Source organism: Maribacter sp. R77961, from assembly GCF_044594925.1.
Taxonomy (GTDB): domain Bacteria; phylum Bacteroidota; class Bacteroidia; order Flavobacteriales; family Flavobacteriaceae; genus Maribacter.
Window position 1 is genome coordinate 1,874,081 of sequence record NZ_CP138991.1, and the last position, 14,426, is coordinate 1,888,506.

A 14,426-nucleotide genomic window follows, 5' to 3' on the forward strand; every position below is an offset into this window, starting at 1 on the left:
CTTAATCTTTACAAGGATTAAATCACTTTTTTACTAACACATACTCAACTTATATTATTCTGCAGCTGCTTCTAAAGTAAATTCAAATCTTGCCGCAATAGCTTCTGCTATGGTATCCAATGTGGCTAGTTCTACGTTCCATAGTCCGTTTTCACCATCATCCAGCAAATCAACTAAGAATGCATCTACCTCAGCTTTTGAAAAGTAAGGCTCATTAGAACCTGGCTTTCTTGTAAATTGCAAACTATAAATAAAGCCGTAGCCTTCGGAAAGATCATGAAAAGCGGTGCCGTACGCCGGACTCTCCTGAGCTAATGACACTTTAGCTTGCTGCAAGTAATAAACAGCGCGAATACCAATAACCTCGGAAATTTTCTTTCTCAATATCTCTGCCTGTGCATCCCTAACATCATATTCTTTGGCAACTATAGCCGCTCTTCCCAGTTTGAATGCTTGAAAAATTTCATCGGCAATCCCGGCAAAATCTTGATCGCCCTCTACTCTACCAATATATTTATTTAGAAAACTATCCGCACCTAAGTCTGCATTAGGATTTGCAGCATCAGCATTTAAACCATAAACATAGCCATACGCCTCATCCCATTTGTGCTCCATCGTAGTATAGGGTTTATCCGTTGCAGGCGTCCCCGCATCATTATTAGCTCTATTGTCCGCCTCGTCCAAAACTGCGGTGCTTAGATAATTATTAAGAGCTTGATCTGTGGCCAGCGCACCTATTAATCCTTTTGTCCATAATTGGTCATATTCCAATCCCTTTCCGTTTACATAACGTGTGGATGTCCCATCTGGAAGTTGACCGGCAGTTCCGGCAGTTGCCGCAACACCCCAACTAGGAAAAACTTCTTCTGCCTGCGCGGTTAACCATTGATCAAAATCTGCACGTATCAATGCTTGGTCAGTAGCGTTGGAAGAAAAGAAATCTGCGGATGCAGCCGTTTTACTTCTCATATTTTTATTAGAAGCATTTAATTCCGGGTTCATGAAATTTGCATCACCTTCTATATGCGCATACATTGCAAATAATTCATCAGCAGTTTTAGAAGGATTTTTTAAGGCGCTTACAATTTCATCTCCCATCTCTAATCTAGTAGTCTGCCCAGAGAAACTTACCGTACTTTCCCCGTTTCTTGTGAATACATAGGTATCAGGATTTTCAATTGCGGTTTCACATGGGGTACAACTACCACCGCAATCTACACCGGTTTCATCACCGTTCATTACTCCATCAGCGCAAGTTGCAACTAAATCTCCACCATTATCATCTGACTCACATGAGGTTAGTAGTAATCCTCCAACTATTGCTAGTGCAAATACAATTTTTTTCATTATTGGGCCTTTAAGTTTATTTAGACTTGTTTTAAATAACGAAACAAATCTAAGTCCTAATTCAATAACAAACAAAGTTATTTGTATTAAATCTAAATAAAATTAATAAATTAACCTTTGGGTGTGCCCAAGTAGTAGAAGGAATTAAAAAAAGGAGTAGACTTATAATTTTGGGCAACGTTTGCAGTTGCTTTTGCCCTTTTTCTTATATTTTTTACAGCATTTCTTTTTCTTATCTACCGTGTTACAATCCCCGCAATTTGCGGACATTACCATACACGGAGTAATAAAAAATGCTGTTTTCATTATTTTTATTAAATCTAAATAATAACAAAACTACTAAAAAAAAGACTTCTAAATAGAAGCCTTTTTAAAAATTTTTCAACCCGTTAACTATTCTTCTGCGTCTACAGCTATAGCTATTGCATTAATGTCCCTGTCGAACATATAATGCCCTGACTTATCATCACCAATGATATTTAATTTATCTAAAAGTGTTCTGGCAACTGCTTCCTCTTCCAGTTGCTCCGTAACATACCATTGCATAAAGTTATGGACGTTATAATCCTTCTTATTTAAACATTCGAAGATGACGTGATTAATTTGTTCGGTTACAAACATTTCACTCTTCAGAAAATCAGCGAATAGTTCATTAAGTGATTCAAAACTTTCTTTCGGTTTTTCTAAAGCTGGCACAATTACTTTTCCGCTACGCTCATTAACAAATTTTACCAATTTAGTCATGTGAACACGCTCCTCCTCCGATTGCTTATAGAAGAATTCTGCAATACCATTATACCCTTCGGCATCAGCCCATGAAGCCATTGCTAAATAATGCATTGACGCATTTGCCTCATATTTAATCTGGTCGTTTAATAACGCTTCTATTGTTTTGTTCATTTTTTACCTTTATTACAAATTTAATAAGCTTTTACTTTGTTCTATTTAATAATTCTACCTTTTTGGTTTTCTAGCTACTCTTTTATCATTTCGTCTAAACAAATATATTATATTTAATTAATCTAAATAAGAATAGTATTTTTGATAAGAAATTAAATATGAACCTTAGGCAATAAAAATGACCGACGTTAATCCCATATATATGAACTCCTTCGGCATAGCTTTCGAATGGCCAACCACCCTTAGTTGTAGAAAAAAGAAAATTCAATTGGTATTCAGAGATACAGGTTTGCTGCTGAGTACAGAAGAATTAAGGCAATTTCTAAGGAACATTCAACATACCGAAGGTTCCTGTTCGTTATGCAAAGATTGCAGTAATAATGATACGTGTAAGGCATTATTAGTAAACTCACCGGTGCAACAAATATCCTTTGCTATGAATGTAAAAGAGCTTAAAGCGGTTAAAGATTTAGTGGAAAACACCTTATTTCATCTGGGTTTAAATGACTTGCTGGAAAAATTACTACACAATTAATGATAAGCGGCGAACAACTCAGAGGCCTTGTTATATGCTGCTTCAAAAGCGAGCCAATTAACACCGGTTTGTGCTTTTTCAGTGGTAAAATAGGATAGCATTTTTTCCGTAGGCATGTTACCTGTAAGTTCATCCTTGGCCATCGGGCAACCGCCAAATCCTTGAATAGCACCATCAAATCGGCGGCAACCGGCTTTATAAGCAGCATTGACTTTTTCATGCCATTTTGTTGGTGTTGTATGTAAATGCGCTCCAAATTCTATATTTGGGTATGCAGGAATAAGGTTCGAGAAAAGATACTTAATAGTTTCGGGGTCAGATGTGCCAACAGTATCCGATAGGGATAAAATCTTTGCACCCATACCAGCAAGTTTTTCCGTCCATTCCCCAACGATATCCACATTCCAAGGATCACCATAAGGGTTCCCAAAACCCATTGAAATATAGGTGACTACTTCCTTATTGGCAGCGTCCGCAATATTAAAAATCTCTGCTAAAGTATCAACAGATTCTGCAACCGTCTTATGCGTATTACGCATTTGAAAGTTCTCTGAAATAGAGAATGGAAACCCTAGATACTGTATTTCTGGGTGCAAAGCTGCTGTCTTTGCTCCCCTAACATTAGCAACTATTGCCAATAATTTACTTGTAGTATCGGACAAATCTAGTTTCGACAGTACCGCGGCAGTATCTACCATTTGGGGAATGGCTTTTGGTGATACAAAACTCCCAAAGTCTATGGTATCAAAACCACAAGATAATAAAGACTGAATGTACCTTACTTTCTCTTTTGCAGGTATAAATTCCTTGATACCTTGCATCGCATCCCTGGGACATTCGATAATCTTTACCTTTTCGGACATGGTGTAAAAGTACAAACTCAAAAATCAAGTTCAAGTTTAAATCTGCCTAAGCTATCAACAAATAAATGGCTATCCCAACAAAGACAATAATTTGAAGCCATTTTAAAATAAAACCTGTTCTGGTATTTTGTTTAAGAAAATCGGCTATCACAGCAGCTAAAAGAGCGATTCCCCCAAAAATAAAAGAAGAAACCAGTACAAATAAAAACCCTAAAATGTAAAATTGCAGAACCGTACTTAATTCATCCGAAAATAAAAACCCGGGAAAAAAGGCCAGAAAAAAGATGGTTACTTTAGGGTTGAGCACATTCATAACAAACCCCTGTTTAAATAGTGTCAAAAGACTTTTCTTCTCAACAGGACTATTGTTCAAGTCAATGGTGTCATCCGATTTTAATACCTGCCAGGCTAGATATAAAAGATATAGCGCACCAAACACCTTAATCCCATTGAAAACAATGGGATTATCCTTTATTAGTACGGATACACCGAACGCCAATAGACTTGTATGCACCAAACAGCCGGTCATAAGGCCAGCTATGGTGGCAAAACCATAAGATTTACCATTGGTAATGCTCTGTATAAGCACAAAAATATTATCTGGTCCAGGTGATAATGCTAAAGCGGCTGTTGCCGCACAAAAAGGTAATAATAGCTCTAAATTCAATTTTGATTTATTAAAACGGATAAATTACGAATTACCGCCTATATTTTACCTGTAAGACTGACCAATTTTCACCTTGTAAAATCATTAAATTGGTTTCATCTAAAAAAGATTACTCTTAACTTTTATAATAGCAATAAGTCCAAAATAGTTTATATATTCCAAACGAACGAGAATTTGTAAAAATTGCTTTTGCCCTAGGACAAAAATGAAAAAAGCGGTATTACTTTTATTGCTTACGGCCTTATCCGGTTATGGTCAGTTACAGGTAGATACAGGTCTTTCCGAAGAAGAACTTATACGAGATATCCTTGTTAACAGCAGCTGTGCGGAAACCTCTAATTATACCTCTTTTACAGGCACGGACTTTGGTGTAAACGGTATAGGTTACTTTAACTCCAACGGAGCTAGGTTTCAATATAGGGAAGGCATCATCCTGTCCACAGGTAATGCCGATGATGCGGCGGGTCCTAATGACCAAATCTATACTTCCGGAGATACCGACTGGCCTGGAGATAATGATTTAAGATCGGCCACGGGAACAGGAAACCTCTTTAACGCTTCTTTCATACAATTCGATTTTGTACCGAGCGCAAATAGTATAAGCTTTAACTTTCTATTTGCTTCTGAAGAATATTCCGATAACTTTCAATGTACGTTCTCCGATGTATTTGCATTTATTCTTACAGATTCCAATGGCATGTCCACAAATCTAGCGGTTGTTCCCGGTACCGAAGCTCCAGTTAGCGCTACAACAATAAGACCTGGAATCGAAGACGCTTGCGAACCTGCAAATGAAGATTTTTTCGGTGGACTAAATGGTGCTAATTCCGGTATTTCATTTTTTGGACAAACCAAGAGTCTTATTGCGTTCTCCGAGGTAAATCCTGGAGAGAACTACACCATTAAACTGGTAATTGCAGATAATTTAGACTCTGATTTAGATTCCGCTGTTTTCCTTGAAGCGGGTAGTTTTTCCATAGATGTTAGTTTGGGGGAAAATAGGACCGTTGCCAATGGAAAACCACTATGCAATGGAGAACAATTAACACTAGATGCAACTTCGCAAGGAGCGCAGCGTTATGCTTGGTATAAAGATGGAACACAGTTAACAGCTTTTGACAACATTCCCGTAATAACTGTTAGTGACGATGGTCTTTATGAAGTAGAAGTTGAATTTTCGGCAGTTTGTGTTTCAAATGGAGTAATTGAAGTAGAATATATTAACCCGCCCTTAATCGCGGAACAACCTTTAGACATTACCGCTTGCGATTTAGACGGAAACGATATTGAGCCATTTGATTTTACCGAGAATAAAAACAGAATTTTAGGAAATCAAAGTAATAGCATCTATAAAGTTTACTTCTTTGAAACTCTAGAGGATGCCGAAATTTTAGAGAACAACATCACCCGCACTAGTCCTTACTTTGGAACGGAAGAAACCAAGACTATATATGCACGCATATCATCTGGCGAAAGTTGTTATGAAATTACCTCATTTGAAATTTTCCTTAGAAAGTTGGACTTTGAGTCCCAATTAGAAGAAGAATATACGCTGTGCTTAGATGAAGATAACAATCCACTGAGTCCCTTACCCTTATTGGACACCAAATTAGCGGCATCAGACTATGGTTTTAGTTGGTACAAAGATGTCGTTAGAGAAGAAAATAGGATTCTTAATGCCTTGGATAGTAGTTATAGTCCTTCTACTCCGGGTACCTACTTTGTGATTTTAGAAAATTTACAGTTTGGTTGTGAATTTACAATCTTCACCAAAGTAGTTTCAATTAGTCCTCCTACCCTTTTTGAGGTTCTTCCCTTATCTGATTTGTTTTCAGGAAACAATGCTATAAATATTGAGGTTGAAGGAAACAGTGATTATTTATTCGCAGTGGACGACGCTAATTTTAACGCTACTTCTAGATTTGATAATTTGGAAGCCGGTGAGCATATAGCTTATGTTACCGACTCCAAGAATTGTACAGTGCTATCGCAACCTTTCTTAGTGATTGACTACCCAAAATTTTTCACCCCAAATGGGGATGGAATCAATGATACTTGGAAAATAAATGGGTTATCTGAAATTGAGAATGCCCAAATTCTAATTTATGACCGTTTTGGAAAACTACACTATCAATTTAATGATGAAAGAGGTTGGAACGGCAGCAGCAATGGCCGCTTATTACCCTCTTCAGATTATTGGTTTACCATAAGTTATACCATGAATGGAACGCAAAAAGAATTTAAAAATCATTTCTCCTTAAAAAGATAACAATCTTTATGCTACCTTTCCCAAAAGCAAATAGCGCATTATGAAAAACGTAAAAATTTTAGCAGCCATAATTATTTTAGCAGTACTTACGACCTCATTTTATTCTTATGATGAAAGTAACCAAACTAAACAAATAACTAATATGAAGGCGGATAGTGTGCTTAGACATGTAGTACTTTTTAAATTCAAAGATGGTACCGCTCCGGAAGACATTAAAAAAGTTGAGGATGCCTTTAGTGCCTTACCTAATAAAATACCACAAATTAAAGGCTATGAGTGGGGAACTAATAATAGTCCTGAAGGTCTCGACAAAGGACTTACGCATTGTTTTTTCCTCACTTTCGAAAGTGAAGAAGATAGGAGTATCTATTTACCGCACCCAGACCATAAGGCTTTTGGTGAAGTTCTGGGTCCACATTTAGATGACGTCCTTGTTTTGGATTACTGGACGAAGTAATTGGGTTTGGTGGTAAGGAAATAATAAAACACCACTGACTTAAAATGCAAGAACTTTTTGTCTCAACAGTTAGATTTTAATCTTGTAAAATGGCCTTGTTTATTTTTTTGATTAAACCTGGACCTTCGTAAACAAATCCTGTCCATAATTGAATTAAATCTGCTCCGGCTTCTAATTTTTCCAAAGCATCTTCAGGAGAATGTATACCTCCCACGCCAATAATCGGAAATGCCTTGTTACTCTTTTCAGAGAGAAAACGAATAACCTCGGTGCTTCTATCTTTTAACGGTTTTCCACTTAAGCCCCCTGCCTGCTCCACTAAAAACAAATCAGATTTTAAATCCGCTCTGGATATAGTCGTATTCGTGGCAATGATTCCGTCAATCTTTGTACTTTCTACAATAGCAATGATATCCAGTAACTGATCCTCTGTTAAGTCCGGAGCTATTTTAAGTAAAATAGGTTTGCGTTGAATCTTTTTCTTAAGGGCGTATTTATCATTTTCTTTCTGAAGCTCTTTCAGTAGCGCGGTAAGTGGCTCCTTATCTTGTAATTCTCGCAAACCCGGGGTATTTGGTGAGCTTACGTTAACTACAAAGTAATCTACGTGGTCAAATAAGGCATCAAAACAAATGAGATAATCCTTAATAGCCTCATCGTTCGGTGTCACTTTGTTCTTTCCAATATTTCCACCGATAAGTACATTGTGTTTCTTTTTTAATTGCTCTACTGCATCAAAAACGCCCTTATTATTAAAGCCCATTCTATTAATAATGGCTTTATCCGCTTTAAGCCTAAATAATCTCTGTTTTGGGTTTCCTTCTTGAGGCTTCGGAGTCAAGGTGCCTATTTCAATAAAACCAAACCCAAAATCCGAAAGCTCATTATACAACAATGCATTTTTATCAAACCCTGCGGCCAAACCCACTGGGTTCTTAAATTTCAACCCGAATACCTGTCTCTCTAATCGTGTATCGTTCTGAGCATAATGATTTCTTATCAGCTTAGACAAACCAATGTTAGAAGCAAACTTTATTAAGGAAAAACTGATATAGTGTACTCTTTCTGGGTCGAACAAAAAAAGTATTGGACGGATGATTAACTTATACATAGATTGTTGTGAAGTGCAAAAATACAAACTGAAAAGCAAAAATAAGGTTTGTTGCAATCACAAATGCCTGGGCCTATTTTAGTCCTTACTTGGAATACTATCACTATAAACTTTGGGTACCACTATAAATGGTGAACGCGAAGCTTCCTTACAGAGCGATAGGTAAAGTTCATATTGCTTTTCGTTAAAGAGACGTAGTACCTTTTTATCAATAAAAGCCTGTATCATCTGCATGCTATCCATTACCGCCTTATACTTATCCGCTAACTGACCTAACTCCGTTGGCGTGCTTTGCGGGTGACGCTGGGTTATATTCTCTAGTTGATTGTTTAAAATTTCATTTCTATACTTCAATTCCGCTCCAAAATTCACCAGATTCTCCTGCTGCATTTCGTTCATTTGAAAAATAGTAATTAGCGTTTCATCGTCGGTAATACCTACACCCAAGACACAATCTGCCTGGCTTCTTAATTGAACCGCACAAAGAATAATAAACAATATGCAAATGAAAATATTAATTTTTTTCTCTATCATCCAAGCAACTTAAAACTATGCTAAAATACAATTTATAACCCTATTTTTGACTAAAAGAGAAGCCATGCAACATCTTATTGATCGTTTTATAAGTTATGTGAAAATTGACACGCAAAGCGACCCCAACTCGGAAACGACACCAAGCACGGAGAAACAGTGGAACTTAGCCCGTAAACTAGTGTCAGAGCTTATAGAAATGGGTATGCAAGATGTAAGTATCGACGATAATGCCTATATCATGGCAACCTTACCGAGTAATATTGACAAAAAAGTACCCGTAATTGGATTCATTTCACATTTTGATACCACGCCAGATTTTACAGGAACAAACGTTAATCCTAAAATTATTCGTAATTACGATGGTAAAGACATTACTTTAAATAAAGAAAGGAATATCGTGCTCTCACCGGATTATTTCGAGGATTTAGTTCAATACAAAGGACAGACCTTAATCACAACAGATGGCACAACACTTTTAGGGGCGGATGACAAAGCAGGTATTACGGAGATAATGACTGCAATGGAATACCTTATTCAACATCCTGAAATTAAACATGGTACCGTAAGAGTAGGTTTCACCCCTGACGAGGAAATAGGAAGAGGTGCACATAAATTTGATGTCAAGAAATTTGGTGCGGCATGGGCCTATACAATGGATGGTAGTCAAATTGGCGAATTGGAGTACGAAAATTTCAATGCAGCTGGTGCTAAAGTGAGCATAACAGGAAAAAGTGTTCATCCAGGTTATGCCAAAGGCAAGTTGATTAACGCCTTAGGAATCGCAAATGAATTTCTATCAAAATTACCACAAGAGGAAACCCCTGAAAGAACAAGCGACAGAGAAGGTTTTTATCATGTATATGAATTTAACGGAGGTATTGAGAAAGCAGATTTTGAGTTAATAATTCGTGATCATGATCATAGTAAATTTTTAAAGAGAAAAGAGTTTCTACAGGAAATTACCAAGCAGTTAAATAAAGACTATAAAGACTGTGTACACCTAGAAATAGTTGACCAGTATTTTAACATGCGTGAAAAAATAGAACCCGTTATGCATATTGTGGAAATAGCTCAAAAAGCTATGAAGCAGGTCGGTATTGCACCTATTATAAAACCCATTCGTGGAGGTACAGATGGTTCGCAACTGAGTTTTATGGGGCTCCCGTGTCCTAACATATTTGCTGGTGGCCACAACTTTCATGGAAAATATGAATATATTCCCGTAGAAAGTATGCAAAAAGCAGTAGATGTTATCGTGAAAATTTGCGAACTTACAGCTATCGAAAAATAAAAGTCGTGGATAAGTCCGAAAAAATTGAGTCCTATTTTGAGGAAGAACACCTCTTTAAAAGTGCTATTAACCAACTTAGGGAACTCGTCTTAAAAACGGATGTACAGGAAACCTTTAAATGGATGTTTCCTACATACACCTTGCATGGAAAAAATGTGTTAGCGATTTGCAAATTTAAGGGACATTTTGGCATTTGGTTTTTCCAAGGGATATTCATGAGCGACCCAAAAAATGTACTGGAGAATGCACAAGAGGGTAAGACCCAGGCTATGCGCCATTGGAAATTTAAATCTCAGGAAGATATAGAACACAAAATGGTTTTAGCATACATTAATGAAGCCATTGAAAATGAAAGAAAAGGTTTACGACTAGCTCCAAAAAAGAAGCAGACCATCGTTGTTATTTTACCGCAAGAACTCAAAGTTGCATTCCAAAATAATCCAACTCTTAAAAAAGCCTATGATACCCTTTCTCCTTCTAAGCAAAAAGAATATTCTGAATACCTCAGCAGCGCTAAACGTGCACAGACAAAGGAGACTCGCCTATCTAAAATAATCCCGATGATTCTAGACGGAAAAGGTTTAAATGACAAGTATCGCTAGCCCTAGTGCTATCTGTGAACTAATTTCTCAGCACCTTGTTGAATAGCCTGCTATAAAATCATTAATAAATTAAATTCTTTGAGATCAAAAAAAGACATAAAAAAAGCACCAACGTTTCCATTGGTGCTTTTCTACAGTTCCGGAAGAACTGCTATTTTTTAACCGGAGCGGCTAATTTTCTGCTCATCTCCATAGATATCGCGGACCTATCGAACTTCAATTTCCCAGCCATCGTTTCTATAACACAGGAAGCATCTTTATCGTTTAAATCTACCACTTTGCCATGGAGACCACTTTTTGTAATTACACGGTCACCACGTTTTAATTCCGCCGAAAATTTCTTCTCATCCTTTTGTCTTTTCATTTGAGGTCTTATCATAAAAAAATAAGCCACAACAAAAATTAAAATCATTGGAAGAAACTGTCCTATATCGCCCATTTGGTAACTATTAAATTTTAAATTATTTAACAGGCCCTAGTGGCGCTGCTCCTTTCGGGTTAACAAAAGCTTTTATTCTTAAAAGCTCGGAACCTTTTTCTGTATTTGCGGTAACGGTAATGTTCTTCGTTATCTGATTTTGACCAGCTCCATTGAATTTTACCAATAATTCACCAGATTCTCCTGGAGCAATTGGGTCTTTTGGAGGATTTGGAACAGTACAACCACAGGTACTTTTAGCATCAGTAATAATCAAAGGTGCATTACCTGTATTGGTAAATTTAAATGCGGTCTCCTGCGGAGTGCCCTGCTCAATTGTACCAAAGTCGTGCTCGGCCTTTTCAAATGTCATCACTGGAATAGCTTTCGCAGCCTCGTCCCTAACAGCTGCTTCCGCAACGTTATCAGTGTTTATTTTACTTGAAGCATTTTCTTTACAAGAAGTGAATGCAAACAAGGAAATCGTACAAATTGCAACTACTATTTTTTTCATTATTTAAAGTATTTGTTTTTTAATTAAACGCAAAATTAGAAAAATATTTTATAAGAGCCCTCTACCCATTTTATTGAGTTTTCCTTCAACCTTATATTCTTTGGTTAGTTTGTCTAAAATACCATTGATAAAAATACTGCTTTTAGGTGTCGAATATTCCTTTGCAATTTCTAAATATTCGTTAATTGTTACTCGCTCTGGAATTGATGGGAAATGGAGTAATTCGCAAATAGCCATTTTAAGCAAGATAGCATCAACATCGGCAATACGATCTTTATCCCAGTTCGGTGTCTTCCCTTCAATTTCCTTCTCTAAAACATCATTTTTAAGTAAGGTCTTTGATAAGAGCTGGTTGGCAAAATCCATATCTTCCCGATCCTTTAATAATTTGGGAGTAAAATAGTCTGGCCTTTGTTTTTCTTTAGCCTTTTTAAACAAACGAACGATGAAGGTATTAACTATGGGAATATCATCTATCCAAGTAAGTTTATCATCCTCAAAATATTCGTATATCTTGTCATTGGGAGCAATGACCTCTTTGAACAATTCTATGATCACCTCCCTGTCGGATTCATAACTATTATTCACAGAACTCATATAGTCCTTGTAAATAGGGCTCTCTAAAATAGCTTTGTAAACAAGCTTTACATATTCCTCATTAAGATACCAATTGTCCAGTTTTCTATTGGTCAATTCTTCTTTTAGGGACTGGCTATGGATTAACTGAAGTAATAATTTGTTCTTTGTGAACTTAAGCTTATCAGGAAATACTGTTTCTTCGCTGCTTAAATACTTTTTAGAAGCCAAATCTATCTGTTCCGTTGCACGTTGATGAAGCTCTATAAAAAGACTTAACCACAGCAGATATAGGCTGTAGGTATTATCTATACTGACTTTTAGAAATTTCTCCTGTTTTGGCAGAGAGTCATCTTTTGATTGAATTAGCGCATAAATGCATTGCATTACTTTTACCCTAATGTGCCTTCTTGTAAGCATGTGAAAGAACTGTTGTTTTATGATTGATTTTCGCATGGCAAAAGTAAGCATCTATTAAGACTGCCACAAAAGCATTTGCATTTATCTTAGGTATTTTATAACATTCGATTCTTTCTCAAAAACTTATCTTTGGCAAATCTCAGAATTAAAATATTGCAACAATAGTTTAGATGAAGGAACTTAAGCATCTTAATAAATACTTCAAAAAATATTGGCTTAAACTCCTTTTAGGAATCATAATCACCATTATTGCCCGTCTTTTTCAATTGGTAATGCCTTCTTACGTAAACAAGATTATTTCTGTAGTAGAGGAATCTCTTGAAGAAGGACTAGCAAATGCAACCGCAAAAGAGTTATTACAAGAATATATACTGATCATTATTGGAGCGGCCTTGCTTTCAGGTTTTTTCACCTTTTTAATGAGGCAGACCATTATTAATGTTTCTAGATATATTGAATACGACCTTAAAAATGAGATTTTTGACCACTATCAAATTTTAAGTCTCAATTTCTACAAGAAAAATAGGACCGGTGATTTAATGAATCGTATCAGCGAGGATGTGAATCAGGTACGTTTGTATGCTGGTCCGGCAATTATGTACGGAATGCAGACACTGACCCTTTTCGCATGTCTTATTCCATTAATGTTCATTAAGGCACCAACTTTAGCGGCCTACACACTATTACCGCTACCAATCCTATCCGTCCTTATTTATCGAATAAGTAAAATAATTCATAAGCGAAGTACAATCGTACAAGAGTACCTGTCGTCTTTATCTACGTTTACACAAGAGGTATTTTCAGGAGTTTCGGTAATTAAGGCTTATGCATTAGAGCCCCAGACAAACCAAGAATTAAGAGATTTGGCCAATGAAGGTAGGAACAAAAGCATGAGCTTGGCAAAAGTGAACGCGTGGTTCTTTCCCTTAATGATATTACTTATTGGTTTTAGTAATATTCTGGTCATCTACATCGGTGGTAAACAATATATAGATGGGAAAATAGGTGTTGGCCTTATAGCCGAATTTATCCTTTACGTGAATATGTTAACGTGGCCCGTAGCCATTGTTGGGTGGTTGACCTCCATAGTGCAACGAGCAGAGGCCAGTCAAAAAAGAATAAATGAATTTCTGAACGAGTCATCGGAGTTAAATATGGATAATCCCATAGCGCATGAAGTTAAGGGTGATATTGAATTTAAAAATGTAACCTTCACCTATGAGGATACAGAAATTACGGCATTAAAGAATCTTTCGTTTCACATAAAGCAAGGAGAAACTACAGCTATTATTGGTAAAACTGGCTCAGGAAAATCTACGGTATTAGACCTTGTTGCCCGGCTATACGATGTTACTTCCGGAGAAGTTTTGATAGATGGGATTCCTATTAAAACAATGGATGTGAAAAATCTTAGAGCCGCTATAGGTGCTGTTCCCCAAGATGCATTTTTGTTCTCTGATACCATTAAGAACAATATAAAGTTTGGAAAATACGATGCAACAGATGATGAAATCATAGCTATTGCTAAAAAGGCGGTAGTACATGACAATATCACTGGTTTTTCCAAACAGTACGAGACTGTTTTAGGAGAGCGGGGAATAACGCTAAGCGGAGGGCAAAAACAACGCGTATCCATTGCAAGAGCTTTAATGAAAGACCCTCAGATATATCTTTTTGATGACTGCCTTTCAGCCGTTGACACGGAAACGGAAGAGGAAATATTGGCCAATCTAAAAAGAGCCTCACAGAACAGAACTACCTTAATTGTAAGCCATAGGGTATCCTCGGCAAAAAACGCAGATAGAATATTGGTTTTGGAAGATGGGAAGCTTTTACAAGAAGGAACACACGAAGAACTAAATACTATAGAAGGCTACTATAAAGAGTTGTATAAGAATCAACTTTCCGAGAAAGAAAACTAG

General features: G+C 36.8%; 15 protein-coding genes. 6 read left to right on the forward strand and 9 right to left on the reverse strand.

Annotated features, from left to right (window positions below; genetic code table 11):
* Positions 1-54: 54 nt before the first annotated feature.
* Positions 55-1,347, reverse strand: a complete 1,293-nt coding sequence (locus SJY09_RS08160; protein ID WP_396638458.1) for a DUF4856 domain-containing protein — start codon at positions 1,345-1,347, stop codon at positions 55-57.
* Positions 1,348-1,740: 393 nt separating this feature from the next.
* Entirely contained in the window at positions 1,741-2,247 is a 507-nt protein-coding gene (locus tag SJY09_RS08165) for a ferritin (protein ID WP_396638459.1), read from the reverse strand.
* 202 nt (positions 2,248-2,449) lie between these two features.
* Here SJY09_RS08165 and SJY09_RS08170 point away from each other — a divergent pair, with 202 nt between their 5' ends.
* A complete protein-coding gene (locus SJY09_RS08170) occupies positions 2,450-2,782 on the forward strand; it encodes a hypothetical protein (protein WP_396638460.1) in 333 nt (110 codons plus the stop codon).
* On the opposite strand, the gene SJY09_RS08175 is transcribed toward SJY09_RS08170, so the two are convergent.
* Both SJY09_RS08175 and SJY09_RS08180 read right to left on the reverse strand, forming a co-directional pair.
* Positions 2,779-3,645, reverse strand: coding sequence for a hydroxymethylglutaryl-CoA lyase (locus tag SJY09_RS08175; RefSeq protein WP_396638461.1), 867 nt, complete (start codon positions 3,643-3,645; stop codon positions 2,779-2,781). The genes SJY09_RS08170 and SJY09_RS08175 overlap by 4 nt on opposite strands.
* A 46-nt stretch (positions 3,646-3,691) precedes the next feature.
* A complete protein-coding gene (locus SJY09_RS08180) occupies positions 3,692-4,312 on the reverse strand; it encodes a LysE family translocator (protein ID WP_396638462.1) in 621 nt (206 codons plus the stop codon).
* Between the two features lie 205 nt (positions 4,313-4,517).
* Between SJY09_RS08180 and SJY09_RS08185 the strand changes: the two genes are divergently transcribed.
* On the forward strand, positions 4,518-6,581 hold the full coding sequence (locus tag SJY09_RS08185) for a choice-of-anchor L domain-containing protein (RefSeq protein WP_396638463.1): 2,064 nt from the start codon (positions 4,518-4,520) through the stop codon (positions 6,579-6,581).
* Between the two features lie 40 nt (positions 6,582-6,621).
* Complete coding sequence (locus SJY09_RS08190) at positions 6,622-7,038, forward strand: Dabb family protein (protein ID WP_396638464.1); 417 nt, start codon at positions 6,622-6,624, stop codon at positions 7,036-7,038.
* A gap of 76 nt (positions 7,039-7,114) precedes the next feature.
* Here SJY09_RS08190 and SJY09_RS08195 read toward each other — a convergent pair whose 3' ends face one another.
* Both SJY09_RS08195 and SJY09_RS08200 read right to left on the reverse strand, forming a co-directional pair.
* A complete protein-coding gene (locus tag SJY09_RS08195; RefSeq protein ID WP_396638465.1) occupies positions 7,115-8,149 on the reverse strand; it encodes a quinone-dependent dihydroorotate dehydrogenase in 1,035 nt (344 codons plus the stop codon).
* A gap of 78 nt (positions 8,150-8,227) precedes the next feature.
* Positions 8,228-8,683 (reverse strand): hypothetical protein, encoded by a 456-nt coding sequence (locus tag SJY09_RS08200; protein WP_396638466.1) that lies wholly within the window; start codon positions 8,681-8,683, stop codon positions 8,228-8,230.
* 64 nt (positions 8,684-8,747) lie between these two features.
* Here SJY09_RS08200 and pepT point away from each other — a divergent pair, with 64 nt between their 5' ends.
* On the forward strand, positions 8,748-9,974 hold the full coding sequence (pepT, locus tag SJY09_RS08205) for a peptidase T (RefSeq protein WP_396638467.1): 1,227 nt from the start codon (positions 8,748-8,750) through the stop codon (positions 9,972-9,974).
* Between the two features lie 5 nt (positions 9,975-9,979).
* Positions 9,980-10,576 carry a YdeI family protein gene (locus SJY09_RS08210; protein WP_396638468.1) on the forward strand — a complete coding sequence of 199 codons (597 nt, stop codon included), beginning with the start codon at positions 9,980-9,982 and terminating at the stop codon, positions 10,574-10,576.
* A 151-nt stretch (positions 10,577-10,727) separates the two neighbouring features.
* Here SJY09_RS08210 and yajC read toward each other — a convergent pair whose 3' ends face one another.
* From yajC to nusB, 3 genes are read right to left on the reverse strand one after another with little or no spacing between them, the layout of a single operon-like run.
* The gene (yajC, locus tag SJY09_RS08215; RefSeq protein ID WP_126592004.1) at positions 10,728-11,015 is read right to left on the reverse strand and encodes a preprotein translocase subunit YajC; all 288 of its coding nucleotides are present in this window, start codon (positions 11,013-11,015) and stop codon (positions 10,728-10,730) included.
* 22 nt (positions 11,016-11,037) lie between these two features.
* Positions 11,038-11,508, reverse strand: coding sequence for a DUF1573 domain-containing protein (locus SJY09_RS08220; protein WP_396638469.1), 471 nt, complete (start codon positions 11,506-11,508; stop codon positions 11,038-11,040).
* 48 nt (positions 11,509-11,556) lie between these two features.
* Positions 11,557-12,504, reverse strand: coding sequence for a transcription antitermination factor NusB (gene nusB / locus SJY09_RS08225; RefSeq protein WP_396638617.1), 948 nt, complete (start codon positions 12,502-12,504; stop codon positions 11,557-11,559).
* Between the two features lie 170 nt (positions 12,505-12,674).
* Here nusB and SJY09_RS08230 point away from each other — a divergent pair, with 170 nt between their 5' ends.
* Complete coding sequence (locus tag SJY09_RS08230; protein ID WP_396638470.1) at positions 12,675-14,426, forward strand: ABC transporter ATP-binding protein; 1,752 nt, start codon at positions 12,675-12,677, stop codon at positions 14,424-14,426.

Bases quoted from the DNA above. Each gene is read 5' to 3' on its own strand.
- SJY09_RS08200 (WP_396638466.1), bottom strand. From the start codon at position 8,683: ATGATAGAGAAAAAAATTAATATTTTCATTTGCATATTGTTTATTATT.
- SJY09_RS08190 (WP_396638464.1), top strand. From the start codon at position 6,622: ATGAAAAACGTAAAAATTTTAGCAGCCATAATTATTTTAGCAGTACTT.
- yajC (WP_126592004.1), bottom strand. From the start codon at position 11,015: ATGGGCGATATAGGACAGTTTCTTCCAATGATTTTAATTTTTGTTGTG.
- nusB (WP_396638617.1), bottom strand. From the start codon at position 12,504: ATGCTTACAAGAAGGCACATTAGGGTAAAAGTAATGCAATGCATTTAT.
- SJY09_RS08165 (WP_396638459.1), bottom strand. From the start codon at position 2,247: ATGAACAAAACAATAGAAGCGTTATTAAACGACCAGATTAAATATGAG.
- SJY09_RS08185 (WP_396638463.1), top strand. From the start codon at position 4,518: ATGAAAAAAGCGGTATTACTTTTATTGCTTACGGCCTTATCCGGTTAT.
- SJY09_RS08170 (WP_396638460.1), top strand. From the start codon at position 2,450: ATGAACTCCTTCGGCATAGCTTTCGAATGGCCAACCACCCTTAGTTGT.
- SJY09_RS08160 (WP_396638458.1), bottom strand. From the start codon at position 1,347: ATGAAAAAAATTGTATTTGCACTAGCAATAGTTGGAGGATTACTACTA.
- SJY09_RS08195 (WP_396638465.1), bottom strand. From the start codon at position 8,149: ATGTATAAGTTAATCATCCGTCCAATACTTTTTTTGTTCGACCCAGAA.
- SJY09_RS08220 (WP_396638469.1), bottom strand. From the start codon at position 11,508: ATGAAAAAAATAGTAGTTGCAATTTGTACGATTTCCTTGTTTGCATTC.
- SJY09_RS08175 (WP_396638461.1), bottom strand. From the start codon at position 3,645: ATGTCCGAAAAGGTAAAGATTATCGAATGTCCCAGGGATGCGATGCAA.
- pepT (WP_396638467.1), top strand. From the start codon at position 8,748: ATGCAACATCTTATTGATCGTTTTATAAGTTATGTGAAAATTGACACG.
- SJY09_RS08230 (WP_396638470.1), top strand. From the start codon at position 12,675: ATGAAGGAACTTAAGCATCTTAATAAATACTTCAAAAAATATTGGCTT.